The sequence below is a fragment of the Croceicoccus hydrothermalis genome (assembly GCF_022378335.1).
Taxonomy (GTDB): domain Bacteria; phylum Pseudomonadota; class Alphaproteobacteria; order Sphingomonadales; family Sphingomonadaceae; genus Croceicoccus; species Croceicoccus hydrothermalis.
On the sequence record NZ_JAIQCI010000003.1, the window covers coordinates 231246 to 256115 of the forward strand.

Sequence of the window (24870 nt, forward strand, 5' to 3'; positions counted from 1 at the left end):
CATCACCCCTCGCCCCGCATGGCGAGCAGCCGTTCCGCCTGCCGCAACGGTTCGGCGAGCAGGCCGCCCACGGTTTCGTCATCCCGCATCGACAGCAGCTCCGCCGGCGTCCCGCATGCCGCGATCCGCCCGCCCCGCATCACCGCGATCCGGTCGGACAGCAGCATCGCCTCCCCCATGTCATGCGTGACCATAACCGTGGTCAGCCCCATCGTGTCGTGCAGCGCGCGATAGGCCCGGCCAAGATCGCCGCGCGTCACCGGGTCGAGCGCTCCGAACGGTTCGTCCATCAACACGGTTTGCGGCTCTGCGGCGAGCGCGCGGGCAAAGCCGACCCGCTGCGCCTGTCCGCCCGAAAGCTGCGTCGCCATCCGCCCGGCCAGTTCGCGCGGCAGCGCCACCATGTCGAGCAATTGCGCCACCCGCGCATCGCGTCCGGCCCGTTCCGCCCCCGTCAAGGCGGGCACCAGCCAGATGTTCTGCGCGACCGTCATGTGTGGAAACAGGCCGATATCCTGAAACACATAGCCGATGGAACGGCGCAGATCCGCCGCCGACCGGTCCTGTACCGGCGCACCGTCGATGAACACCGCGCCCGCATCGCATTCCACGAGCCGGTTCACGGTCTTGAGCAGCGTGGTCTTGCCCGAGCCCGACGGCCCGACCAGCGCCAGAAATTCGCCCCGCCCCACCGACACATCGACATCGCTGAGCGCGCGATGCCCATCATAGGCAACCGTGACACCGCGCAGGGACAGCCGGGGAGAAGGTTCGGTCATGCCCCACCCTTCGCGCAGCGCGCCGCATCGTGCAAGCGCGGGCTAAGCGCGCCGGTCGGCCCCGCATCGCGCGCGTATCGCCCGGCACGCGGACGGATCATGGCCCGGCGTCGTCCTGCTTATGTTCGAACAGAAAAGGCAAATTCATGCGCCCGGTCGGCCAGGCGGGGCGTCGTCACCGGGGCCGCGTGCCGCCTCGATGCCAAGATGATGGTTGCGGGCACGATTGCGAGGAACGCCAGCGGGAGGCCGGGGGGCCAGGCAAAATCGCAAGGTTGGTCCTATCGCGCACCGACAGAATACGGCCCGGCGCAACCCGGCCATGCCGGAATCGTTTTCACCCCGCCACGACAAGGCGAAGCGGGCCGCCCGGCGCGCGGCCCTCTTCGCTCAGGATATGTCGGCGCGGATGCGTTTCTTGTCGATCTTGCCGACGCTGGTGCGCGGCAATGCATCGCGCAGTTCCATCCGCTCGATCGCGGCATAGCGGCTGAGCCGGCCCTCCGCGATCGCCTGTTGCAGCGGTTCGTTCACCGTTTCGAGCGTGGGGGTCGCATCGCCACTGGCGACGATCACCGCCGCCGGCCTTTCGCCCCAGTGCGGATCGGGCACGCCGATCACGGCCACTTCCGCCACGCCCCTGGTCCCCGCGATGAGATCCTCGATCTCGAGCGAGGGGATCCATTCGCCGCCGCTCTTGATCACGTCCTTCAACCGGTCGCGGATCTGCACCCGCCCCTCGGCATCGATGGTGGCGATGTCCTGCGTGTGCATCCACCCGCCCCGCCACAATTGCGCGGAGGCATCGGCATTGCCGACATACCCCTGCGTCAGCCAGGGCGCCCGCACGACCAGCTCGCCGCGCGCCACGCCGTCATGGGGCACGTCGTTCATGTCCTCGTCCACGACGCGGGCCGACACCAACGGCACCGTCACGCCCGCCATGGTCATCACATGCGGGTCGAGCGGCTCGCTCTCATCCCTGTATTGCGCGGCCCGCGACTGCGTCAGCATCGGGCCGGTTTCCGACATGCCGTAGCCCACATTGACGTTCATGCCGCGCGCGGTCGCGTCCTTCCACGTCGCCTCGGTCAGTGCGCTGCCGCCGATGATCATGGTCCAGCCGGCGAGATCGACCTCGCTCTCCGCCGCTGCGCCCAGCACCATCTGCAGGATGGTGGGCACGCAATGGCTGAAGGTCACGCCATGGTCGCGGCGCAGGCGGCAGATCATGTCGGGCTCGTATTTCCCCGGATATACCTGCTTTACCCCGATCATCGTCGCGACATAGGGCAGGCACCAGGCATGCACGTGGAACATCGGCGTCAACGGCATGTAGACATCGTTGATGCCGAAACCGGGCCGGCGCGTCGTCCCGAACGGCGCGTTGGATGCAAGGGTGAGCAGGACGATCTGCCGATGCGAATATTCCACGCCCTTGGGATCGCCGGTGGTCCCGGTGGTGTAGAAGGTGGTGGCGATCGCGTTTTCGTCGATGGGGCGGAACGGGAATGGCTCCTCCACCTGCGAAAGCAGCGCCTCATATTCGCCCGCCGCATATTCGGGCAGGGCCGCGCCGGCGCTTTCCTCGTCCTCCTCGATGACGATGATCGCCTTCACGCCGGTGAGCGTATCGCGCACCGCGTCGAGCAGGGGCAGGAAATCGCGGTGGACCACGATAATCTCAGTTTTCGCGTGGTTCAGCGTGTACTGAATCTGCGCGGTGGGCAGGCGCACGTTCGCCGTCATCAGCACCGCGCCCATCATCGGCACCGCGAAATACGCCTCCAGGTAACGGTGGCTGTCCCAGTCCATGACGGCGACGGTCGTCCCCTCGCCCGCGCCATGGTCGGACAACACGCGGGCGAGCCGGCCGATCCGCCCGCGCAGGTCGCGATAGGTCATGGTGAGCCGGTCGCGATAGACGATCTCCTGATCGGCGGAGGTCGCCAGCGCCGCATCGAGCAGATGCCCGATCGTCAGCGGAAAATCATAGGCCTCGTCCGCCCGGCTGGCATAGCGCAGCGCCATTGGTTCATTCTCCTCTCACACGCGGTCCGGGTGTTTTCATGCGCCCGGTCCCGCCTTTTCAATCATTCGCGCGAAATGCGCTTCGCCTGGGACAGCACCCATTGCGCGGTCTTGTCCGGCCAGGTCACGGGGATCATGTGCCCGCCCTCGATCACGGTCAGCTCGCCATTGGGGAGCGCATCGGCGGTGCGCGTTCCGTGGACCATCGGGTCGAGCAGCGTGTCGCCCTCCCCGAACAAGATGCCCACCGGCATCATGATCTCGCCATAGCGCGGAGAAATCGCCTCCATGTCGTCCTTCGCATGACACAGGTCGGACGACGCCGCGCGAAAGGCGGAGGGACGCAGGGCCAGTGCCCCGCCGCCCCGCGTCGCGAAATCGGCGGGCGGCGTATCGGGGGAAAAGACGAAGCGCTGCTGCTCCTCCGCCCGGCGCAGCGACATCGGCGTCGCCAGCGTCCACGCCACCGCCTCGCGTTTTGCAGGCGAGGGAATGGCGAGATTGGCGAACACGCCCGGCTCGTCCACCGGCTGCGTCAGCGGGGCCAGCAGGGCCAGCCCGCCCACCGCGTCCGGCGCGTGGAGCGCGAGCGCGAGCGACACCGCCCCGCCCATCGAATGCCCCACCACCAGCGGCCGGTCGAGATCGAGCGCGGCGATCACCTGCGCGATGATGGCGGCCTGCGCGCGCAGCCCCTTGTCCTCAGCCCCGGTCCACGTGGAATAGCCGCATCCCGGCCGGTCGATCACGATGACGCGGTGATCCTTCACCAGCCGTTCGGCCAGCGCATAGGTGAGGTTGCGCATCTGTCCGTAAAGGCCGTGGATCATCACGATCGGCGGGCCGGAACCCATGTCGACATAGTGAATGCGCGCATCGTTCACGCGGAGAAAGCGCCCGTCGCGCGGCACCATCTGTTCCGCCTTGCGCGCGGTCAGCGCGGTGAACCCGACAAGCCCCAGCCCGCCCAGCGCGGCGCCGCTCGCGGCCAGCGTGGCCATGCGTCTCATAAAACTCATGATTACAATCTCCGTCCCAGCAGGCGCCAGTATCCCACCGGCATGATGCGTTCGATCACGGACACGATTTTCGCGTCCTTCCCAACGAGAACGCGCGGACGCTGCGCTTCTATCCCGCGCGCGATGATTTCGCCCGCCTCCGCCGGATCCATGACGAGCGCCTTTTCGAACTTGCGCTTGTGCTTTTCCCGCGTTTCGGGGTCGACCCCCTCGCCGATGGTTGCATTGGCCGCGATATTGGTGCGCACGCCGCCGGGATGCAACACCGTCACGCCGACGGGCGAGCCTGCTGCCTCAAGCTCGTTACGCAAGGCTTCGGAAAAACCGCGCACGGCGAATTTCGACGCGGCATAGGCGCTCTGCCCCGGCGGCGCGATCAGGCCGAACAGGCTCGACAGGTTGACGATCCGCGCCTGCGTCCGTTGTTCAAGATGCGGCAGGAACGCGCGCGTCATCGACACCACCCCGTCGAAATTGACCGCCATCACCCGGTCGAACTGCGCCGTGCTGATCTCGCCAAAACCACCGCCTAGCGCGATGCCCGCATTGTTGACCACGATGTCGACCGCGCCATGCGCCGCGATCACCGCATCGGGAAGCGCGGCCACCGCGTCCCTGTCCGACACGTCGAGCACATGGACCGAATTCTGCACCCCATTGCCGACGAGCCGCGCCGTTTCGGCCAATCCCGCCTCGTCCACATCGCACAGCGCGACATTGCACCCCCGCCGCGCCAGCGAGCGGGCCAGCGCCCGGCCGATCCCGCCGCCCGCACCGGTGATGACGGCGATCTTTCCGTCCAGATTCATGGACCTGCTCATGCCTGATCCCTCGCCTTGCCATATTGCAATACGCCATCGCGCGGCTTCCCCTTGCGGAAGGCGCGAAGGTCGCGAAAATAGTTCTGCTCCACGCGCCAGGGCGGCCGGCGCCCCTGCCGCGGGAGTATCCCCGCCGAACGTTGCAGATAGCCCGATTGCAGGTCGAGCATCGGTTCGTCCGACGCATCGTCCGGCCCCGCGACGGGCTGCACGAAATCCGCCCCCGTGCTGTCCATGTGGTTGAGCAATCGCGCCACCAGCCGCGCGGTCAGGTCGCATTTCAGTGTCCACGACGCATTGGTATAGCCCACCGCAAAGGCGAAATTGGGCACCCGGTCCAGCATCGCGCCCTTGTAGACGAGCCGCGATCCGGGGGTCACCTCCTCCCCGTCGACGGCAATCGCCATGCCGCCCATCACCTTGAGCTTGAGCCCCGTCGCGGTCACGATCACGTCGGCCGGCACATGCCCGCCGGATGTCAGCACGATGCCATCGGCATCGAAACGCGCGATCTCGTCCGTCACGATATCGGCGGTCCCGGCATTCAGCGCCTCGAACAGATCGCCATCGGGCACGAGGCACAGCCGCTGATCCCAGGGGTCGTAATCGGGGGTGAAATGCCGCTCGATATCGAAATCGGGGCGGAGCGCGTCGCGCTGCATCGCCTTGACCCGGCGGCGCATCGCATCGGGGCGTTTGCGCGCGAAATTGTAGAAGAACGTCGACAGCCCGATATTCTTCCATCGAATGAGGAAATCGGCCAGTTTTTGCGGAAACACCCGGCGCAGCATCGCCCCGACCCGGTCGCGCGAGGGCAGCGACACGATATAGCCCGGCGAGCGTTGCAGCATGGTGACCCGCCGCGCCCCCCGCTGCGCCAGGGCTGGCACCATCGTCACCGCCGTCGCGCCTGACCCGATGACCACGAAACGGCGGCCCTCGACCCTGATATCCTCGGGCCAGAACTGCGGGTGCACGATTTCGCCTGCGAAGCGGTCCTCGCCTTCGAACTGCGGCCGATGCGCCTCTTCGTAATCATAATACCCGGCGCACAGGAACAGGAACCGGCATTCGATGCGCCCCGCCCCCGCCTCCGTTTCATATGTCACCTGCCAGCGGGCGGTGGCGCCCGACCATTCGGCGGCGATGACGCGGTGGCCAAAGCGGACTTTGCGGTCGATGTCATATTCGCGCGCGGTGTCGCGGATATAGTCCAGAATATCCGCCCCGTTGGCGATCGCCTTGTCGCCGCGCCACGGGCGAAAGGGGAAGCCCAGCGTCGTCATGTCGGAATCGGACCGGATGCCCGGATAGCGGAACAGATCCCACGTGCCGCCGATCGTGTCGCGCGATTCGAAGATCGCCCAGCGGCTGCGTGGACATTGGGTGATGAGCGCATGGGCCGCGCTGATCCCCGAAAGACCCCCGCCCACGATCAGCACGTCGAGCATTTCGCACGTCTCCCCACCGGACTGCACGCCGCGGTCGGCCCCATCGGGCCGGCCATCGTCGCGAGGCGTCGGGGGAACAGCGGTCATGCCCCTGTTTGAAAACTCGGTACGCCGATGTCAAGCGGCGCGGCCGGCACTCTCGCACCGGGCCGCGCCGCTTGAACACCCGGTTCAGGCAAGCGTGGCGAGATCGGCCGGATCGAACCCCTTCAAACCGTCCGCGTCGCCTTTGCGAATACGGTTCGCCCAGTCGGGATTGCTGATGAGCGCGCGGCCCACGGCGATGAGGTCGAATTCCTCCCGCTCCATCCGCGCGACGAGATTTTCGACGCCGGTGCTCTGCGATTTTTCGCCGCCGAACGCCGCGATGAACTCGCCCGACAGCCCGACCGAGCCGACGCTGATCGTCGGGGCGCCGGTGACCTTCTTCGCCCATCCGGCAAAGTTCAGCCCGTCCTCGCCGTCGATCTCCGGGAATTCCGGTTCCCAGAAACGGCGCTGCGAACAATGGAGAATATCGGCGCCTGCATCGACCAGCGGGCCGAGCCATGCCTCCATCTCCTCCGGCGTGGCGGCAAGACGGGCGTCGAAATCCTGCTGCTTCCACTGGCTCACCCGGAGAATCAGCGGATAGCCGGGGCCGACCGCCTCGCGCATGGCGGCGACAATCTCGGCGGCGAAGCGCGAACGTTCGGCAATCGTGGGGCCATTGTACCGGTCCTGCCGCGCATTCGTGCCGGGCCAGAAGAATTCGTCCACGAGATAGCCGTGCGCGCCGTGCAATTCGGCCGTGTCGAAGCCCAGCCGCTTGGCATCCGCGGCCGCACGGGCGAAGGCGGCGACCGTGTCGGCGATGTCTTCCTCCGTCATCGCCTTGCCGCGCGGCTTGCCGGGGGCGAGCAGGCCCGACGGGCTCTCCACCTCGGCATCGGGGGTCCAGCCGGCGTTCCCCTTGGTCGCGCCGGTATGCCAGATCTGCGGCCCCATCTTCCCGCCGGCATCGTGCACCGCGTCGATCACCTCGCTCCACCCGGCGAGCGCGGCATCGGAATGGAAGAGAGGAATATCCTTTTCATTGCGCGATGCCGGGCGGTCGATCACCGTCCCTTCGGACAGGATGAGTCCGACGCCCCCTTCGGCCCGGCGGCGGTAATATTCGGCATTGGCAGTGCCGGGAATGCCATCGGGCGCGGCGGCGCGCGTCATCGGCGCCATGACGATGCGATTGTCGAGCGACAGGCCCGCATGGTCGAAAGGCTGAAACAAAATATCGGTAACAGGGGACGGCATGGCGGCGGATACTCCGGAAAACTGGCGGGGGGCAGGACAGATCCAAAAATTCGGATCGATCCGCCAACTATGCCGCAAATGCGAAATTTCAAGGTTCCGGTATGTCGTTTCCATGCCTTGCAACGTCGTGCACCCCCGCCAGCCGCGCCGGCAGACGCGCGCGCAGCATGGCGACAAGCTGGCTGATTTTGGGCGAGAGATGCCGCCGCTGCGGATAGACGGCCCAGATCGGCTCGGGTGGCGGGGCCATGTCCTCCAGCAAGGGGATCAGCCGCCCCGCGGTCACATGGCGCCGGGCATAGAACGCCGGAAGCTGGCATATCCCCATCCCGTGCAGCGCAGCGTCGAGCACGGCCGCCCCGCTGTTGCAGCGCCACCGGCCCACTGGGCGCACCACCGCATCGCCGCGAAACCGCCACGCCCCCGACGACCCGCCGAGACAGGCGTGGTCCGAAAGCTCCGCCAGCGTGCGCGGATAGCCGTACGCCGCCAGATAGTCCGGCGCGCCACAGGTGATCAGTGCGCGTTCCGCCACCCGTGTCGCGATCAGGCGCGAATCGTTCAGCTGCCCTGTACGAATGGCGATGTCGTACCCCTCGGCAATGAGGTCGATCACGTCATTGTCGAGATCGACCGTCACCGAAAGCGCCGGGAACCCCTGCGTAAATTCGCGGACGAGAGGCGCGACGAATTGTTCGCCCAGCGCGTAGGAGCAGGTGAGCCGCAATTCGCCGCGCGGTTCGCCGTCGCGGGTGATGGCGGCGATCGCCTCCTCCCGCTCGTCCACGATGCGGCGGCAATCCTCGAAAAATATGCGTCCCGTATCGGTCAGGCGGAGTGAGCGCGTGGTGCGATGGAACAATTGCGCCTGTACCCGCGTCTCCAGCCGGGCGACGGCGCGGCTCATATGCGTGACCGACGCGCCGAATGCGCGGGCGCCGGCGGTAAAGCTGCCCGCCTGCGCGACCGCGACGAATTCCTCGATGCCGTCCCATCCGCCGATCATGGCCATTCGCCCATCGTCATTATAACCGTGCTGCGATAATCCTTTTCTCAAATGCCCCTTTATCACCATCCGGCGGGATCGCTACACTCGCGCGCAAAGCAGGAGATACCTTTATGAAAACCCGCGCCGCCGTTGCGTTCGAAGCGAAAAAGCCCCTCGAAATCGTCGAACTCGATCTCGAAGGTCCGAAAGAGGGCGAGGTCCTGGTCGAGATCATGGCGACCGGCCTGTGCCATACCGATGCCTACACGCTCGACGGGCTGGACGCCGAAGGGCTGTTCCCGAGCGTGCTCGGCCACGAAGGCGCGGGCATCGTGCGCGAAATCGGCGCCGGCGTCACCAGCGTGAAGCCGGACGACCATGTCATCCCGCTCTACACCCCCGAATGCCGGCAGTGCAAAATGTGCCTGTCGGGCAAGACCAACCTGTGCAGCGCCATCCGCGAAACGCAGGGCAAGGGGCTGATGCCGGACGGGACCAGCCGCTTTTCGTACAAGGGCGAGACGATCTACCACTACATGGGGTGTTCGACCTTCTCGAACTTTACCGTGCTGCCCGAAATCGCCGTCGCGAAAATCCGCGAGGACGCCCCGTTCAAGACAAGCTGCTATGTCGGGTGCGGCGTCACGACCGGCGTCGGCGCGGTGGTCAACACGGCCAAGGTGAAGCCCGGCGACAATGTCGTGGTCTTCGGCCTCGGCGGGATTGGCCTCAACGTCATTCAGGGTGCGCGGATGGCCGGCGCGGACCGCATTGTCGGCGTCGACATCAACGGCGACAAGGAAGAATGGGGCCGCAAGTTCGGCATGACCGATTTCGTCAATCCCAAGGATGTCGGCAATGTCGTCGAACATCTCGTCAACATGCTCGATGGCGGGGCGGATTATTCGTTCGATTGCACCGGCAATACCAAGGTGATGCGCGACGCGCTCGAATGCTGTCACAAGGGGTGGGGCACCTCGATCATCATCGGCGTTGCCGAGGCAGGCGCCACGATCGAGACGCGCCCGTTCCAACTCGTCACCGGGCGCAACTGGCGCGGGACGGCGTTCGGCGGGGCGAAGGGCCGGACCGACGTGCCCAAGATCGTCGACTGGTACATGAATGGCAAGATCGACATCGACCCGATGATCACCCACGTCCTCACGCTGGACGAGATCAACAAGGGTTTCGACCTGATGCATGCGGGCGAATCCATCCGCAGCGTCGTCGTCTACTGATCACCGGCGGTCCGTGCTCGCGACCTTTTTCGAATGGCGCATCCGTCCCGGCCGCGAAACGCAATTTCGCGACGCCTGGGACGCGATGACGCGGCTGCTGTTGGAGAAGAACAGCCACGGCTCCGCGCTTTTCACGAATGAGGCCGGGCATTTCTGCGCCTTTGCACGGTGGCCCGACCGGGCGGCGCGCGACGCGGCCTTTGCCGCGCTGGCCGGAACCGAAATCGCCGCCGGGCCTTATGATGCCATGCGGGACGCCATGGAACGCGAGGTGCAGCGCATGGATCTCGACCTCGTTTCGGACCTGTGGTGCCCGCCCGCCCCCGACCCCGTGAATGGCCCGACCCCGTGAATGGCCGGACCCCGTAATAAGGAGAGAATGCATGCTCAGCCACGTGATGATCGGCACCAACGATATCGACAAGGCGAAGGCCTTCTATGAAAAGGTTCTTGCCGTCGTCGGGTGCAAAGGCGGGATGGACAACACCGCCAACAGCGGACATCGCCGCGTATTCTTCGCGCACGGCGGGTCCATGCTGGCCATCACGCAGCCGATCAATGACGAGCCGGCCACCACCGCGAACGGCATGACCATCGGCATTGCCTGCGATTCGCCGGAACAGGTGAAGGAACTGCACGATGTCGCGGTCGCCAACGGCGCGACCAGCATCGAAAACCCCCCGGGCAAGCGCGAGGGGAGCATGGGCACGATCTACCTGTCCTATTTCCGCGATCTCGACGGGCACAAGATCTGCGGCCTCCACCGCCCCTGATACGATACCAGCGAGAAGGACAGAACCCATGGAAACCACAGCGCAGAACCGTTCGCACGGCGGCGTGCAGAGCGTCCACACCCATGCCAGCGCGGAAACGGGGACCGAGATGACATTCTCGGTATTCGTGCCCGATCATGCGCCGGGCGCGAAACTGCCGGTGCTGTGGTATCTGTCGGGGCTGACCTGCACCCATGCCAATGTCACGGAAAAGGGCGAATATCGCGCCGCCTGCGCCGAACAGGGCATCATCTTCGTCGCGCCCGACACCTCGCCGCGCGGGGACGACGTGCCCGATGACGAGGCCTATGATTTCGGGAAGGGTGCCGGTTTCTACGTCGATGCGACCGAGCAGCCGTGGGCGCAGCATTACCGCATGCGGTCCTATCTCGAAACCGAGCTGCCCGCGGTGATCGGGGCGCATTTCCCCGCCGACATGGACCGGCAATCGATCACGGGCCATTCGATGGGCGGTCACGGCGCGCTGACCATGGCGCTGCGCGATCCGGCGCGGTTCCGCTCGGTCAGCGCATTTGCCCCCATCGTCGCCCCGCTGCAATGCCCGTGGGGGGACAAGGCGCTCACCCGCTATATCGGGGCGGACCGGGCGAAATGGCGCGAATACGATGCCGTCGCGCTGATCGAGGATGGCGCGCGCGTGCTCGAAATGCTGATCGATCAGGGGACCGCCGATAATTTCCTGGTCGAGCAGCTGAAGCCCGAACTGCTGCGGCAGGCCTGCAAGGATGCGGGCATTGCCGCCGATATCCGGATGCAGGAGGGCTACGACCACTCCTATTACTTCATCTCCACCTTCATGGCGGATCACGTGGCCTGGCACGCGGAGCGGTTGAAGGCCTAACGCCTCCGCGTCACCCGGGGCAGCCGCCACCATGGCGTGCCGGGGGACAGATGATGCTCGTGATGATAGCCGCCGAAATGAAAGCAGGCGAGGAGCGAGCGCAGCATCGCGCCCCGCCCGCCCCCGCGCAGGCTGCGCGCATTGTGATGGTCCGCGAAACCGTCGGCGCCGTGGCGATGCGGCAGCCACGTGCCGAACACGAACAATTGCACCAGCGCCAGCACCGCCGGCACCGCCCAGAACGCCGCGATATTCACAAGAGACGCACCCAGCGCCATGTAGAGCAGCGCGACGAGCGTGATCCGGACGATCTGCCCATGGGTGTAATAGCGGCGGAAGAACGCGGCAAACCACGGCAGCAGCGCATGCGGATTGCCGGCGTGGAAATCGGGATCCTCCGATGAGCCGGGCACGGCATGGTGCCGGTGATGTGCGGGCAGCATCGCGCGATAGGACAGCGCCGCATAGGCACCGAGCGCAAACGTGCCGAGCGCATGCTGCACCCTGTCATGACCGGGCGCGAGCGAGCCGTGCATGCAATCATGCGCGATGATGAACAGCCCGACCGAGAGCCACGTCTGCACCGCGATGAGCAGCACCGCGAGCGGCGCGGTGCCCCATTGCCATTCCCACGCGAAGATCGCGCCGACATGAATGGCGAGCCACGCCGCCACGATCCCGGCGGCCAGCGCGATGCTGACCGCCGTATCGGGTATTGCGGAGAAACGAAGGACGAGGCGATGCGACATGGCCGGTGTCCTAGCACGGTTTCGCCGCGAAGGTGAGGCTTAGCCTTCTGCCTTTTTGTCGAGCGCGGCGGTCACCGATGCGGGCCACGTCACGGGGAACTGCTGCTGCGGGTTGAAGGTGTTGCCCTGGTCGGCGGCTTCGGCGGCGGCGATTTCCTCCGCGCTCAAAAACTCGCTCGGCTCCAATGCGAAAACGTCCAGCCCGCGCGTGATCTCGGTCGCGTAGATGCGCCCGTTGTACCAGTATGCGGACCAGTATCCGCCCGTCACCAGCTGATCCTCGTCAATGGGGCCGCGGTCGAAATAGGCAATCTCGAACGGGTTGGCCGGATCGGTGAAATCGATGACCGAGATGCCGCCCTGATACCAGGCCTGCACGAAGATATCGCGTCCCGGCACCGGAATGATCGAACCGTTGTGCGCGACGCAGTTTTCCTTGTCCCCCTGCGGCGCGGGCAGCTTGTACAGGCTGCGGAATTCGAGCTGTCCGTCCACGATTTCGTAGATCGCGTCGGCGCCCCAGTTCTTCGGGTCGGAGGCACGGCAGCGCGGGCGCCCGCCGCCGCCCCATTCGTCGGTGAACAGCACCTTCGTCCCGTCATTGTTGAACGTCGCGGAGTGCCAGTAGGCAAAGCCCTTGTCGACGACCTCGTCGATGCGCTTCGGCTTGCGGGGGTCGGAAATGTCGAAGATGATCCCGTTGCCCGAACATGCGCCCGCGGCGAGGTTCTTGGACGGGAACACGGTGATGTCGTGGCATTGGTCGGTGCGGCTGGTATCCTGCGTATCGTCGCCGTGGTCGCCGCCCTGCCAAAGGCCGGCAAGCCGCCCGGTTTCCTCATCCGCGAAAACGGCGGGGCTGTCGACGATGCGCGCCTGCGACGGATCGGCAAGCGGGATCTCGATCACGTCGATGCGGAACAGGGCCGTGCGATCGTCGCCCGGCACCTCCCCGATGCAACCGGCCAGCTCCTCCTCGTCCCGCACCCGCGATGTGCCGGAGTTATAAACGATGAGCGCGTCCTTCGTCTGCGACACGACCGAATGGGTGTGCGAGCCGCGGCAGGTCTGCACCTGTCCGACCTGCACCGGCTTCGTGATGTCCGAAATGTCGAAGATGCGCAGCCCGCGGAAGCGTTCGTCGCTGACCTTTCCGGACACGCCCTGCAATCCGCAATCCTTGCGGGCGCGCGTGTCCTGCACGCTCATCAACAACAGATCGCCGACGATCGACACGTCGCCCTGCCCGCCCGGACACACGACCGAGCTGACCAGCACGGGCACGCCATCCTCGCTCAGGCGATAGGCGTTCCACCCGTGGTAATTGCCCGCCACCATCAAATCGCCGGCAAAGGCCATGTCTGTATTGGCAAAGGAGAGCAGCGGGCTGCGCGTGCCGAACTGTGGCTTGTCCGCTTCCTCGTCGCGGGGGTCGGCGGCGACGGCGGCGTCTGCGTCCTCCTCGCCCGTCTTTTTGGGTTTCAGCGGCTGCAACTCGCCCGGATTGGCGGGGTCGAAGAACCCGGCGGGTTTCGGCAGGCTGGTGACGAGGCGCAGGTTCTCGATCGCCTGCCCCGCATCGGTCAGCCCTGCGGTCAATGTCGCGCGCGGATCGTCCGACAGGCTGGCGAGGACGGCGTTCATCCGCTCGATCTCGGCGTTCTGGTCGTTCTTCACATCGTCGGTGAATTCCAGCATGACCGGGTCATAGGCCGTGCCCGGCTGTTGCAGCAGGGCATCGACCATGTCGACCGCGCCTTCGTGGTGCGCGATCATGAGGGTGAGGAACTGCGCATCGAAATTCGCGCCGTTCGACGCGGCGAGCCGGGCCATCTGCTGCGGGCTGGCCATGCCTTTCATGTCGGTGTGGTGCGCATGGCCCATGCCGGCCATTTCCACAGGTTCGCCATGTTCGGCGAGCCAGTTTGTCATGAAGGCGATCTCGTCCGCCTGCCCTGCGTCGATGCGGCCCGCAACCGCGACGATCTCCTCCCGATTGGTGCGATCGGCAACGAGTGCGGCCATCTCGACCGCCTGCCGGTGGTGGGCGATCATTTGCTGCATGAAATCGACATCGGCGGGCGAATATTGCGCCCCTGCCAGCGCGCGCGCCTGCTCCGCCGAAAGATTGCGCGCACCGGCGCCCACGTCGCCGGGCTGCAAGATCGGCGCCGTCTGCGCCATGGCCGGGGCGAACATCGGAACCGAGGCGAGCAGCATGGCCGGCAATGAAAGGCGAAAAACGGCAGGCGTGACGATCATGCGGATGGTTCCTTCACAAGAGCGGGTTGGTCGGCGATAGCCGGGAATGAGGGCGTGTCATAGGCGAGACGCTGGCGTTCGCGGTCCGGGTCGACGATTTCGAACACGCGGCTGCGGCGGCGCAGGCGGCCATCGGCCACGAGCTTTTTCACCGTCCGGTTCACATGGACGGTGGAGGAGCCGAGGATGGTGCTGATCTCCTCCTGCGTCATCTGCACCGGCATCGGGTCGAAGCGGCCGAAGGTGCCGTGCGTCTCGAAGCTGAGATCGAGGAGGACATGCATGAGCCCGTCATGGATGGCCCCGCTGATGAGGGTGCGGCTGCGCTGGCGCAGGCGCCATTGCCGCGACAGGTCGAGCCTGCGGAATGCCTCCGCCAGATGAGGATCGCGCTCCATCTCGCGCAGGACGGCGGCATTGTCGAGCCGGGTGATCGTGGTCCCCGCCTTCAGCATGAGCGCATAGGGGAGCGCGGCGCGCAGGCTCTGCTTCCAGTTGCACACGCCGCCGCTGCCGAACAGATCCTCGACATGGCGGCGCCCGTCGGGCAGCGTGGTGAAGCTGTAGGCGAGGCCTTCCTCGATATGCAGGAGAGGTTCCGCCATGCGTTCGGCAAAGGAGATCTGCGTATCGCGCTGCACCCGGCGGGTGTCGAGGATCGCGTCCGACAGGTTCCAGCGATGACCATCGGGAAGATGGGGCCGCATCCGCCGGTCCATGGCGAGCAGTCCGCCGCAATGCTTCCCGGCTTTTTCAAGCGAACCGAACGATCTGCTCACACCAATCCCTTTCATCCCGTTGCATGTGTAATGAAGCGCGGGGCGGCGACAAGTCTAATTTCTCCTGTTTGCAGGCGCTTGCCAAATGCGGGGCGGACACGGATAGCAGCGATGGTGCCGACGCGCAGGGGGACGGGAATGACACGGTCGAGGCAACGGGGCGGCAAGGCACCGGCATGGATCGCCATGGCCGCGATCCTGCTCGGCACGGGGGCGGTGGCCGCATGTTCGCCGCTGCGCACGTTCAACAGCCTCGTGCCCAAGGACGGCGGCGCACGGCGGGTCGCGACCGGCGTCCCCTATGGCAGCGACCCGCGGCAAAGGCTCGACATCTATGCGCCGAGGGATAGCGCGCCGGGTGCGACCGCGAACGCCGGCGACCGGCCGGTGGTCGTGTTCTTCTACGGCGGGAGCTGGAGCAGCGGGACGCGGCGCGGCTATGATTTCGTGGGCCGGGCCCTGTCGGCGCAGGGTTTCGTGACCATCGTGCCCGATTACCGGCTGGTGCCCGACATACGCTATCCCGCCTTTGTCGAGGATGGGGCCGCGGCGGTGCGCTGGGCACGGGCGCATGCGGGCGAATATGGCGGGGATGGATCGCGCATCGTGCTCGCCGGCCATTCGGCGGGGGCGTATATCGCCGCGATGCTGGCGTTCGACGATCGCTGGCTCGGCAGGGACCGGGCCGCGGTGCGCGGGTTTGCGGGGCTGGCCGGCCCTTATGATTTCGCGCCCTTCGATGTGGAGGCCAGCCGCGCCGCCTTTGGCCAGTGGCCCGATCCGGCCGAAACGCAGCCGGTGACCTGGGCCGGGGCGGGCGATCCGCCGGCGCTGCTCATGTTCGGGGCGAAGGACGAGACCGTGCTCCCCCGCAACAGCGAAGCGCTCGCGCAAAGGCTGCGCGCGGGCGGGGTTGCAGCGACATTGCGGCGCTACGACGGCGTCGGCCATGTCGGCATCGTCACCAGCCTCGCCCGCCCGCTGCGCGGCAACAGCCCTGCCCTGTCCGACATCGCCGCTTTCGTGCGCGCCGTCGCCGGCCCGGAAAGCGGCGATGCGGCTCCGGGTGCTCCGGCAGCGGCTCAGCCCTCCGCCGCGTCCCCATCCCCTTCGGACGCATCGGCATCGCGGCGCAGGTAGAGCGTCTGCGTCGGGAAGGCGACGCCAATGTCCGCGGCATGCAGCCGGTCGTAAATGTCGAGCAGGAGCGCCTGACGAATGGCGAGGCTCTCGGCATAATCGCTCACCGCGATATAGGCGAACACCTCGATATCGAGCGAGCTTGCCCCGAAATTCTTCAACCGCGCACGCCAGTCGATCGCGACATGCTCGTTCTCCTGAAGCACGCTTTCGATGATGCGGATGCCATCGCGCAACTGCTCCGGCGTGAGCGCATATTCGAGGCCGATCGTCGGGTGGAACAGGAACTGGTCGCGCGCGGCGTAATTCTCGATCTGAAGCGAGCTGAAATCGCCATTGGGAATGGTCACCAGCGTCCGGTCCAGCGTGCGGATCCGGGTGGACCGCATGCCGATATCCTCCACCGTGCCGGTCACGTCGCCCACGCGGCAGAAATCGCCGACCTGCACCGGACGGTCGGCAATCACCATCACGCTGCCGACGAGATTCTCGATCGTCTTCTGCGCGCCGAGAGCGAGCGCCAGACCGCCGATGCCGAGCGCGGCGATCCCCGTCGTCACGTCGATGCCCAGCGTGTCGAGAATGGCCACCGTCGCGATGCCGAGCAGGATGATCTTCGCCGCGCGCCGCGCCAGCGTCACGACCGACACCGCCTGTCGCCGCTCGGCCTTCTCCATCCGGTGGGTGAGCGTGCGCGCGACCGTGTCGATCAACCGCAGGGCAAACCAGGCGAGCGCCACCCACGCGGCAATGCCGATATAGCGCAGCGCCGTCTGACGCGCGATGATGGAGATGGAGGCGCCCCCGCCCCAAAGCTGAAACACGATCACCGCGAGCAGGAGCGCGAACGGCGGCAGCGCGGCATCGAGAAAACGATACAATCCGTTCGTCGGCGGATCGGACAGCGCCGCGCGCAGCAGCCACAAGATCGCCGCCGCAACGAGACGAAAGGCAATGAACAGGCCGAGAAACACGCCGATCACCATCAGCCAGTCGCCAATCGGCGCGCCCGCAATCGCCCAGCCGCCCTCGATCTCGTCGATATTGCTGTCGGTCAGTTGCAGATCGCGCGATTGCCCCTCCAGCGCGTCGACCGTTTCGGGGGCGATGCGCCACACCATCGCGCCATCCGCCGATTCCGACCGCATCAGGATGATCGGCGTGCTGTCCGCATCGCCCAGCGTGCCGATGCGTTCGCGATCGGGCGGGAGGCCATCGTCGACGCGGCCCGCCGCATCGCTCGACAATTCGGAGAAGCTGCGCAGCTTGCCGCCGGCATCAAGCGAGGCCTGCAATGTCGCGGCCAGCACCTGCGCATCCGATTCGCCGGCGGTGGTGTCCGCATTCTCGAAATCGAAATAATGGGAGGCCTGCGCATAATCCTGCCCGGCGAGCGCGCGGATCAGTTCGGTCACCGCATCGCGCGGCGTTTCGCGGCCATAGGGGTCGGGCGCCTGCTCGGCGGCTTCTTCGTCGCCGCCCGTCGCGGGCAGCAATTGCGCCTGCGCCATGTGTGGCATGGCCACCAGGCACAGGATCGAGAACAGGAGAAATACGGGGCGCAGGATGATGGACATGCGCGCCCCATCCTACACCCGCGCGCCGGGTTCAACCATGGAATGCCACGGATCCGCCGTGCAGAGGCAGCGATACGGCGGTCTCAGATATCGATCGAACCGACCGAACCGCCATCCACGCGCCAGTTCGCGCCCGTCACGAAGGACGCGCGTTCGCTGCACAGCATGGCGATGACCGCGGCGACTTCCGCAGGTTTCCCGCGCCGGCCCAGCACGAGATACGGGCGTTCTTCCTTCAGAAAGCTTGCGACGGCCTCGTCCTCGGACACGTCCATCTCGTCGGCGCGCTTTTCCATCATGCCGTCGGTCATCGGCGTTTCGATGAAGGCGGGCGCGACGCAATTGACCAGCATGCCCGAACCCGAATGCTGCATCGCCACGCTTTTCGCAAAGCTGACGAGGGCGCTTTTCGCGGAATTATAGACGGTTTCGTCGGGATAGGGCTGCGCGACATTTTCGCTGGCGAGCATGACCACGCGGCCCCATCCGCGCTCCACCATGGGCGGGCACAGATGGCGGGCGAGACGGACCGCCGACAGGAAATCGATGGCGAGCGCGTCGTGCCAGTCGTCCTCGCTCATCCGCAGGGGGTCGCCCTTGGCCCCGGTGACGCCGGCGGCATGGACCCAGATGTCGATCGTCCCCACCTTTTCGGCGAGCGCGTCGCATCCCTCCTTGCTCGACAGATCGGCCACCGCCCGGTCCGCGCCGAACCGGTCGGCCACGGTATCGAGCGCATCTTCGTCCCGGTCGGTCAGGAAGAGCGCGACACCTTCGTCATGCAGAAACCGCGCGGTTTCGCTGCCCAGCCCGCCGGACGCCCCGGTAATCAGCGCGCGCTTGCCCGCAATCATGAGATCCATGTCGAATATCCTCGCAAGGCCGCAAAATAAAAAAAGGGGCGCGCCGGTCGTGCGGCGCGCCCCCTTCGATCAGTCATCAGCCCTTGGCATTGGCCGAATCGTAATGGGCCCCGATGAACCAGGCATCCTTGTCGATGCCGCGGCTGATCTCGGTAAACAGGTCGGCGGTGTCCTCGTCGCCGGCTTCACCCGCCGCATCGATCGATTCGCGCAGCTTTGCGCCGAAGGCCACGAAACGCTTGGTCAGCGCCTCGACATGGTCCTTCTGATCCGAGATGTCCTGCGGATAGGCTTCGAGCTCGCTTTTTTCGGCGACGGCCTGCGACGTGCCGGGCGTCTGCCCGCCGAGGATGATCGAACGCTCGGCAATGGTGTCGGTGCGCTCCAGCATGCGGCCCGCCACCTGATCCAGCAATTCGTGCAGGCCGATGAAGCTTGGCCCCTTGATGGTCCAGTGCGCCTGCTTCACCGCGAGCGTCAAATCGATCGAATCGGTCAGCCGCGCATTGAGCAGCGCGATCGAATTCTTGCGGGCATTGTCGTCGAGGCCGGCGGCATAGAATTGTGCCATGGGGGTATGTCTCCTTCGATTGGTTTTCATGGGGTCTGCGCCCTTTGACCAATCAACGGGTATCCCGCCGCTGCGTTCCGGATACGGGCCCGATACGGGCGACGATCACTCCACCGTGACGGATTTTGCGAGATTGCGGGGCTGATCCACGTCGGTCCCTTTGACGCAGGCGACGTGATAGGCCAGCAATTGCACCGGCACGGCATAGACCAGCGGCGCGATCAGCGGATGCACCTTCGGCATCTCGATCGTGGCGATGCACCCCTCGCCCGCCTCGGCCAGCCCTTCGGCATCGGAGATCAGCACGACCTTCCCGCCGCGGGCCCGGACCTCCTGCATGTTGGAGACGGTCTTTTCGAACAGGGGGCCGGACGGGGCGAGCACGATGATCGGCACATCCTCGTCGATCAATGCGATCGGCCCGTGCTTCATCTCCCCGCTGGCGTAGCCCTCGGCATGGATATAGCTGATTTCCTTGAGTTTCAGCGCCCCTTCGAGCGCGAGCGGATAATCCGGCCCCCGCCCCATATAGAGCACGTCGCGCGCCGGCGCGATGAGATGCGCCATCGCGGCGATGTCGTCATCATGGTCGAGCGCGGCATTGAGCGCGGCAGGCGCGCGCAGCAGATGATCGACGATCTCGCTTTCCCCCGCGGCATCGATGCGCCCGCGCACCTTCGCGAAATGGGCGGCCAGCGCGGCGAGCACGGCAAGCTGACACGTGAACGCCTTGGTGCTGGCGACGCCGATTTCCGGCCCGGCATGGGTGGGGAGCAACAGGTCCGCCTCCCGCGCCATCGTGCTCGTCGGCACGTTGACGACGACGGCGATGGTCTGCCCCGCCTCGCGGCAATGGCGCAGCGCGGCGAGCGTGTCGGCGGTTTCCCCGCTCTGCGATATGAAAAGCGCGAGGCCGCCCTCCTCCAGCACCGGCTCGCGATAGCGGAATTCGGAGGCGACATCGATGTCGACCGGCACGCGGGCGAATTGCTCGAACCAGTATTTCGCGACCATCGCGGCGTAAAAACTGGTGCCGCATGCCACGATCGTCACGCGATTGATCGCCGACAGGTCGAAATCGATCTGCGGCAGCGCCACCTCGCGTTCGAGCTGCCGGATATAGGAGGTCAGCGTCTGCGCGACGACGGTCGGCTGCTCGAAGATCTCCTTCTGCATGAAATGGCGGTAATTGCCCTTTTCCGTGGCCGCCGCGCTCGCCCCCGAAAGGGTGATGGCGCGCTCCACCGGGTGGTTTTCATCGTCATAGACCTGCGCCCCGTCGCGGGTGACCACGACCCAGTCACCCTCCTCCAGATAGGAGATCCGCTGCGTCAGCGGGGCCAGCGCCAGCGCGTCGGAGCCGAGATAGGTTTCCCCCTCCCCATGGCCGAGCACGAGCGGCGAACCGCGCCGCGCCCCGATGATGAGATCGGGATGCCGCCGGAACGCGATGCCGAGCGCAAACGCACCGCGCAGCCTCGGCAGCACCTCGCGCACCGCGTCCTCGGGCGATGCGCCGGTCTCGACCTGTTCGGAGACGAGATGGGCGACGACCTCGCTGTCGGTTTCGCTTTCGAACACGCGACCGCGCGCGATCATCTCCTCGCGCAGCGCCCTGAAATTCTCGATGATGCCGTTGTGGACGATGGCGACCTCGTCCGTGGCATGGGGGTGGGCGTTCGCCTCCGTCGGGGCGCCATGCGTGGCCCAGCGGGTGTGCGCGATGCCGACCTCGCCCGGCGCGGGATGATCGCGCAATTCGGCGACCAGATTGGCAAGCTTGCCCTCCGCCCGGCGGCGGATCATCGCGCCATCGTGAAGCGTGCACAGCCCTGCACTGTCATAGCCGCGATATTCCATGCGGCGCAGCCCATCGACCAGCCGGTCGGCCACCGGCTCGCGGCCTGCAATCCCGATAATTCCGCACATGGGCCTATCCGTCCTTCGCCTGGGCTTTCTTCTTTTTCTTCATCGCGTCATGGAATCTGTCGGCCCAGCCCGGCTTTACCAGCTGTTCGCCGCGCACCATGCGCAATTCGCCATCGCCGACGTCGCGGCTGACCGCGCTGCCTGCGCCGACGATCGCATCGGCCCCGATGGTGAGCGGCGCGATGAGCGCGCTGTTCGACCCGATGAAGGCGCGCGGCCCGATGGTGGTGCGATGCTTGAAATATCCGTCATAGTTGCACGTGATGGTGCCCGCGCCGATATTGGCGCCCTCACCCACCTCCGCATCGCCGAGATAGGTGAGGTGGCTGGCCTTCGCCCCCTTGCCCAGAACCGCCGCTTTCATCTCGACGAAATTGCCGACCTTCGCGCCTTCTTCCATGACCGCGCCGGGACGAAGCCGCGCATAGGGTCCGGCCACCGCGCCCTCGTGCAGCACCGCACCTTCCAGATGGCTAAACGCGCGGACGGTCACGTTGTCGTGGAGCACGACGCCGGGGCCGAACACCACGTTCGGCTCGATCGTGACGTCGCGGCCAAGCTTCGTGTCCCAGCTGAAGAACACGGTCTCGGGCGCGGGCATCGTCGTGCCCTGCTCCATCGCCTCCTCGCGGCGGAAGTTTTGCCACTGCGCCTCCGCGCTGGCGAGTTCGGCGCGGCTATTGACGCCTGCGACCTCGCCCGGCCGGTCGGTTTCGACCACGGCACAGGTGCGCCCGTCCCCGTTGGCGAGATTGACGATGTCGGTGAGGTAATATTCCCCTTGCGAATTGTCGTTCCCCACCCGGTCGAGCAGGGCGAACAGCTCATCGCCGCGCACCGCCATCACGCCCGAATTGCACAGCGTGCAGGCGCGTTCCTCCTCGCTCGCATCGCGATGTTCGACCATCTTTTCGATCCGCCCGTCATCCGCCGCGATGATCCGGCCATAGGCGCGGGTTTCGGGCGGGCGAAAGCCAAGCACCACGACCGCGGGCGTATCGGGACCATGCAGCCGTTCGCGCATCGCCCGCATCGTGTCGGCCCGCACCAACGGCACGTCGCCATAGAGGATGAGCACGTCGCCGGTGAACCCGCGCAGCGCGTCCTTCGCCTGCGCGACGGCGTGCCCGGTGCCGAGCTGCGGCTCCTGCACCGCATAATCCACGCTTTCGCCCAGTGCATCGTGCAATTGTTCGCGATATTCGCCCACGACCACGACGGTGCGGCTCGCCGAAAGCGAGGCCGCCGCATCCATCAGGTGGAGCAGCATCGGCCGTCCCCCGATCGGGTGCAGCACCTTGTGCCGATTGCTTTTCATGCGGGTTCCCTTACCCGCGGCAAGGACGATCGTGGCCAGTTCGCTCATGGCGACGCCTTGCCAGCATTTGCGCATCGTTTCCATAGGCATCGGCCCGCTATCCGCGCACAATCCGTGCCCGGGCCGCCCCCCGGCCCGACCCCCCGCCTCGCATGGCGTCCGCGTCGGGCCGCGTGCACCGTCCCTGTGCGGCCCACTGCGCGCCATTGATTGCCGCGCCATCCCCGTATAGCGTCGCGCAATCATCGAAGAACGGAAAGCCGCCCCGCCGCCATGACCGCCCCCTCCATCCTTCTGGTCGAGGACGATCCCTCCCTGCGCGTGCTGACCATGCGCGCGTTGCAGCAGCACGGCTATCACGTGCGCGCCGCCGAAACCGGGGCGGAGATGTGGGTCGCGCTCGACAATGCGCCGGCCGATCTCATCGTGCTCGACATCATGCTTCCGGGGACGAGCGGCATCGAATTGCTGCGCCGTCTGCGCCGCGACAGCGACGTGCCCGTCATCTTCATCAGCGCGCGGGTGAGCGAGCCCGACAGGGTCATCGGCCTCGAACTGGGCGCCGACGATTACCTGCCGAAACCGTTCGGCACGCGCGAGCTCATCGCGCGCATCGGGGCCGTGCTGCGCCGCCATTCGGGCGAGGACCGCGGCACCGAGGAGCGCGTCAACGAGGCCCATTTCGACGGCTGGACGCTGTCCTTCGCACGGCGCGAACTGCGCTCGCCCAGCGGGGGCATCGTCGATTTGACCTCGGCGGAATTCGACCTGCTCAGCGTGTTCCTCCACGAACCGCAGCGCGTCATCGGCCGCGAACGGCTGATCGAACTGTCGCGCAGCAGGCTCGGCAACAGTTCGGATCGCAGCGTCGATGTGCTCGTCAGCCGGCTGCGCCGCAAATTGTCGCGCGGGGACAAGGATGCGCCCATCGTCACCGTGCGCGGCGTCGGCTATCTGTTTTCCGAAGGCGTGACGCGCGGCTGATGCGCGGCTTGCCGTCGTTCGGCCTGCTGGGACGGTTGCTGGCGATTTTCCTGCTGGTGCTGGCGCTCGATTCGCTGGCCAATGCATTCCTGTTCGAACGGGCGAACAATTTCTCCCTGCGCGAGGAGGACGCCGCGCGCATGGCCGAGCATCTCGTGATCGCGCATCGCGTGCTCGAACGCAACGCGCCCGCCGATCGCCCCGCCATCGCGCGGGAGCTGAGCACCGAACGGTTCCGCATCGACTGGACCCCGTCGCGGCAACGCGCGGCGCGCAGTTTCGAACTCGACGCGCTGCGCGATCAGGTCGTGGATCTCGAACCCGATCTCCTCGGCACGAACCTGCGCCTGCAATTGCCCGGCGTGGCGCAATCGGGCGATCTTGCAGGGTCCATGCTGCTGGACGACGGGACGCAGGTGTCGTTCCGCACCTACACCCGGCTCGCCCGGTCGCTGAATATCGAGCGGATGGTGACCTTGTTGCTGCCGATCGGCCTGCTGGTGCTGCTCGCCGCGGTGCTGATGCGGGCGGCGCTGCGCCCGCTGCGCCGGCTGGTGGAGGCGAGCACGCGCGTCGGCGCGGGCGAACCGCGGCCCCTCGACGAAAGCGGGCCGGCGGAGATCCGCACGCTCATCAACGCCTTCAACGTGATGCAGGACCGCGTGCACCGCTCCATCCGCCGCAACGCCACGACCATGGCGGCCATCGGCCACGATCTGCGCACGCCGCTGTCCCGCCTGCGCATGCGGGTGGAGGATGCCGACATTCCCTATGCCGCGCGCCGCTCCATGCTGGCCGACGTGGATGAAATGAACGGCCTGCTCGCCTCGCTTCAGGATTATGCGAGCGGGACCGATACCCGCGTGTCGCGCGAACGTATCGACATCGCCGCCATGGTCGAAACGCTGGTCGATGACGCGCTCGATACCGGGCGCAATGCGCGCTATATGGGGCCAAGCCATCTGGAGATCATGGCCCGCCCGGTGCCGATGCGGCGGGCGATTTCGAACCTCCTCGAAAACGCGTTGCATTACGGCGGCAATGCGATGGTCTCGATCCGCATCACCGCGATGGAATACACCATTTCGGTGGAGGATGACGGCCCCGGCATCGACACGGAGCGACTGGCCGAGGCGATGAAGCCGTTCACCCGGCTCGACAATGCGCGGTCCCGCGACACGGCGGGGCTGGGCCTCGGCCTCGCCATCGTGAGCGACATCGTCGCGGCCGAAGGTGCGCGGCTCGTCATCCGCAACCGGCACGAGGGCGGACTGCTCGCCAAGATCGTCCTGCCGCGCCGCACGCACGAACCAAAAACGCCGCGCTGGTCGCGGGCGGCGGGCCGCCCTTCGCAACAATTTGTTACAGGCCCGCCAAACATCGTCGGACGCCTCGCGCTATATTGAGAGCAAGAGAAAACAGCCATCAAAGCGAAAGCGTGCCATC

General features: G+C 66.3%; 22 protein-coding genes. 7 read left to right on the forward strand and 15 right to left on the reverse strand.

All coding sequences use genetic code 11. From position 1 onward, the window contains the following. Positions 1–2: 2 nt before the first annotated feature. The 7 genes from K4G67_RS03190 to K4G67_RS03220 all read right to left on the reverse strand — a co-directional run bounded on the left by K4G67_RS03190 (position 3) and on the right by K4G67_RS03220 (position 8403). Positions 3–779, reverse strand: a complete 777-nt coding sequence (locus K4G67_RS03190; protein ID WP_239804940.1) for an ATP-binding cassette domain-containing protein — start codon at positions 777–779, stop codon at positions 3–5. Between the two features lie 390 nt (positions 780–1169). Next, positions 1170–2810 carry a long-chain-fatty-acid--CoA ligase gene (locus K4G67_RS03195; RefSeq protein ID WP_239804941.1) on the reverse strand — a complete coding sequence of 547 codons (1641 nt, stop codon included), beginning with the start codon at positions 2808–2810 and terminating at the stop codon, positions 1170–1172. A gap of 62 nt (positions 2811–2872) precedes the next feature. Then, positions 2873–3829 carry an alpha/beta fold hydrolase gene (locus K4G67_RS03200; RefSeq protein ID WP_239804942.1) on the reverse strand — a complete coding sequence of 319 codons (957 nt, stop codon included), beginning with the start codon at positions 3827–3829 and terminating at the stop codon, positions 2873–2875. Positions 3830–3831: 2 nt separating this feature from the next. Beyond that, positions 3832–4650 carry an SDR family NAD(P)-dependent oxidoreductase gene (locus K4G67_RS03205; RefSeq protein WP_239804943.1) on the reverse strand — a complete coding sequence of 273 codons (819 nt, stop codon included), beginning with the start codon at positions 4648–4650 and terminating at the stop codon, positions 3832–3834. Continuing rightward, positions 4647–6188, reverse strand: a complete 1542-nt coding sequence (locus K4G67_RS03210; RefSeq protein ID WP_239804944.1) for a flavin-containing monooxygenase — start codon at positions 6186–6188, stop codon at positions 4647–4649. Before K4G67_RS03210 ends, K4G67_RS03205 begins: the two co-directional genes overlap by 4 nt. 84 nt (positions 6189–6272) lie before the next feature. Continuing rightward, on the reverse strand, positions 6273–7391 hold the full coding sequence (locus tag K4G67_RS03215) for an NADH:flavin oxidoreductase (protein ID WP_239804945.1): 1119 nt from the start codon (positions 7389–7391) through the stop codon (positions 6273–6275). 88 nt (positions 7392–7479) lie between these two features. Then, the gene (locus K4G67_RS03220) at positions 7480–8403 is read right to left on the reverse strand and encodes a LysR family transcriptional regulator (protein ID WP_338026386.1); all 924 of its coding nucleotides are present in this window, start codon (positions 8401–8403) and stop codon (positions 7480–7482) included. Between the two features lie 107 nt (positions 8404–8510). Here K4G67_RS03220 and K4G67_RS03225 point away from each other — a divergent pair, with 107 nt between their 5' ends. From K4G67_RS03225 to fghA, 4 genes are read left to right on the forward strand one after another with little or no spacing between them, the layout of a single operon-like run. Continuing rightward, a complete protein-coding gene (locus tag K4G67_RS03225) occupies positions 8511–9617 on the forward strand; it encodes an S-(hydroxymethyl)glutathione dehydrogenase/class III alcohol dehydrogenase (RefSeq protein ID WP_239804946.1) in 1107 nt (368 codons plus the stop codon). A 13-nt stretch (positions 9618–9630) separates the two neighbouring features. Beyond that, positions 9631–9969, forward strand: a complete 339-nt coding sequence (locus K4G67_RS03230; protein WP_239804947.1) for a hypothetical protein — start codon at positions 9631–9633, stop codon at positions 9967–9969. A gap of 31 nt (positions 9970–10000) precedes the next feature. Beyond that, a complete protein-coding gene (locus tag K4G67_RS03235; protein WP_239804948.1) occupies positions 10001–10390 on the forward strand; it encodes a VOC family protein in 390 nt (129 codons plus the stop codon). A gap of 28 nt (positions 10391–10418) precedes the next feature. Further along, positions 10419–11252 carry an S-formylglutathione hydrolase gene (gene fghA / locus K4G67_RS03240; protein WP_239804949.1) on the forward strand — a complete coding sequence of 278 codons (834 nt, stop codon included), beginning with the start codon at positions 10419–10421 and terminating at the stop codon, positions 11250–11252. Here fghA and K4G67_RS03245 read toward each other — a convergent pair. From K4G67_RS03245 to K4G67_RS17650, 3 genes are read right to left on the reverse strand one after another with little or no spacing between them, the layout of a single operon-like run. Beyond that, entirely contained in the window at positions 11249–12001 is a 753-nt protein-coding gene (locus K4G67_RS03245; protein ID WP_239804950.1) for a fatty acid desaturase, read from the reverse strand. The two genes, fghA and K4G67_RS03245, sit on opposite strands and share 4 nt — an antisense overlap. Before the next feature lie 39 nt (positions 12002–12040). After that, positions 12041–14263 carry a DUF305 domain-containing protein gene (locus K4G67_RS03250; protein ID WP_338026387.1) on the reverse strand — a complete coding sequence of 741 codons (2223 nt, stop codon included), beginning with the start codon at positions 14261–14263 and terminating at the stop codon, positions 12041–12043. After that, on the reverse strand, positions 14260–15042 hold the full coding sequence (locus K4G67_RS17650; RefSeq protein ID WP_239804951.1) for a Crp/Fnr family transcriptional regulator: 783 nt from the start codon (positions 15040–15042) through the stop codon (positions 14260–14262). Before K4G67_RS17650 ends, K4G67_RS03250 begins: the two co-directional genes overlap by 4 nt. Before the next feature lie 138 nt (positions 15043–15180). Between K4G67_RS17650 and K4G67_RS03260 the strand changes: the two genes are divergently transcribed. Further along, entirely contained in the window at positions 15181–16182 is a 1002-nt protein-coding gene (locus tag K4G67_RS03260) for an alpha/beta hydrolase (protein WP_239804952.1), read from the forward strand. Here K4G67_RS03260 and K4G67_RS03265 read toward each other — a convergent pair. The 5 genes from K4G67_RS03265 to glmU all read right to left on the reverse strand — a co-directional run bounded on the left by K4G67_RS03265 (position 16125) and on the right by glmU (position 22488). Next, a complete protein-coding gene (locus K4G67_RS03265) occupies positions 16125–17759 on the reverse strand; it encodes a mechanosensitive ion channel family protein (RefSeq protein WP_239804953.1) in 1635 nt (544 codons plus the stop codon). The genes K4G67_RS03260 and K4G67_RS03265 overlap by 58 nt on opposite strands. A gap of 83 nt (positions 17760–17842) precedes the next feature. Then, positions 17843–18622, reverse strand: a complete 780-nt coding sequence (locus K4G67_RS03270; RefSeq protein WP_239804954.1) for an SDR family NAD(P)-dependent oxidoreductase — start codon at positions 18620–18622, stop codon at positions 17843–17845. Between the two features lie 76 nt (positions 18623–18698). Next, entirely contained in the window at positions 18699–19193 is a 495-nt protein-coding gene (dps, locus tag K4G67_RS03275) for a DNA starvation/stationary phase protection protein Dps (RefSeq protein WP_239804955.1), read from the reverse strand. Between the two features lie 105 nt (positions 19194–19298). Next, positions 19299–21122, reverse strand: a complete 1824-nt coding sequence (gene glmS, locus K4G67_RS03280; protein ID WP_239804956.1) for a glutamine--fructose-6-phosphate transaminase (isomerizing) — start codon at positions 21120–21122, stop codon at positions 19299–19301. 4 nt (positions 21123–21126) lie between these two features. After that, a complete protein-coding gene (gene glmU / locus K4G67_RS03285; RefSeq protein ID WP_239804957.1) occupies positions 21127–22488 on the reverse strand; it encodes a bifunctional UDP-N-acetylglucosamine diphosphorylase/glucosamine-1-phosphate N-acetyltransferase GlmU in 1362 nt (453 codons plus the stop codon). A gap of 225 nt (positions 22489–22713) precedes the next feature. Here glmU and K4G67_RS03290 point away from each other — a divergent pair, with 225 nt between their 5' ends. After that, positions 22714–23424, forward strand: a complete 711-nt coding sequence (locus tag K4G67_RS03290) for a response regulator transcription factor (protein ID WP_239804958.1) — start codon at positions 22714–22716, stop codon at positions 23422–23424. After that, on the forward strand, positions 23424–24830 hold the full coding sequence (locus tag K4G67_RS03295) for an ATP-binding protein (RefSeq protein ID WP_239804959.1): 1407 nt from the start codon (positions 23424–23426) through the stop codon (positions 24828–24830). The genes K4G67_RS03290 and K4G67_RS03295 overlap by 1 nt, the downstream gene beginning before the upstream one ends. Positions 24831–24870 lie beyond the last annotated feature (40 nt).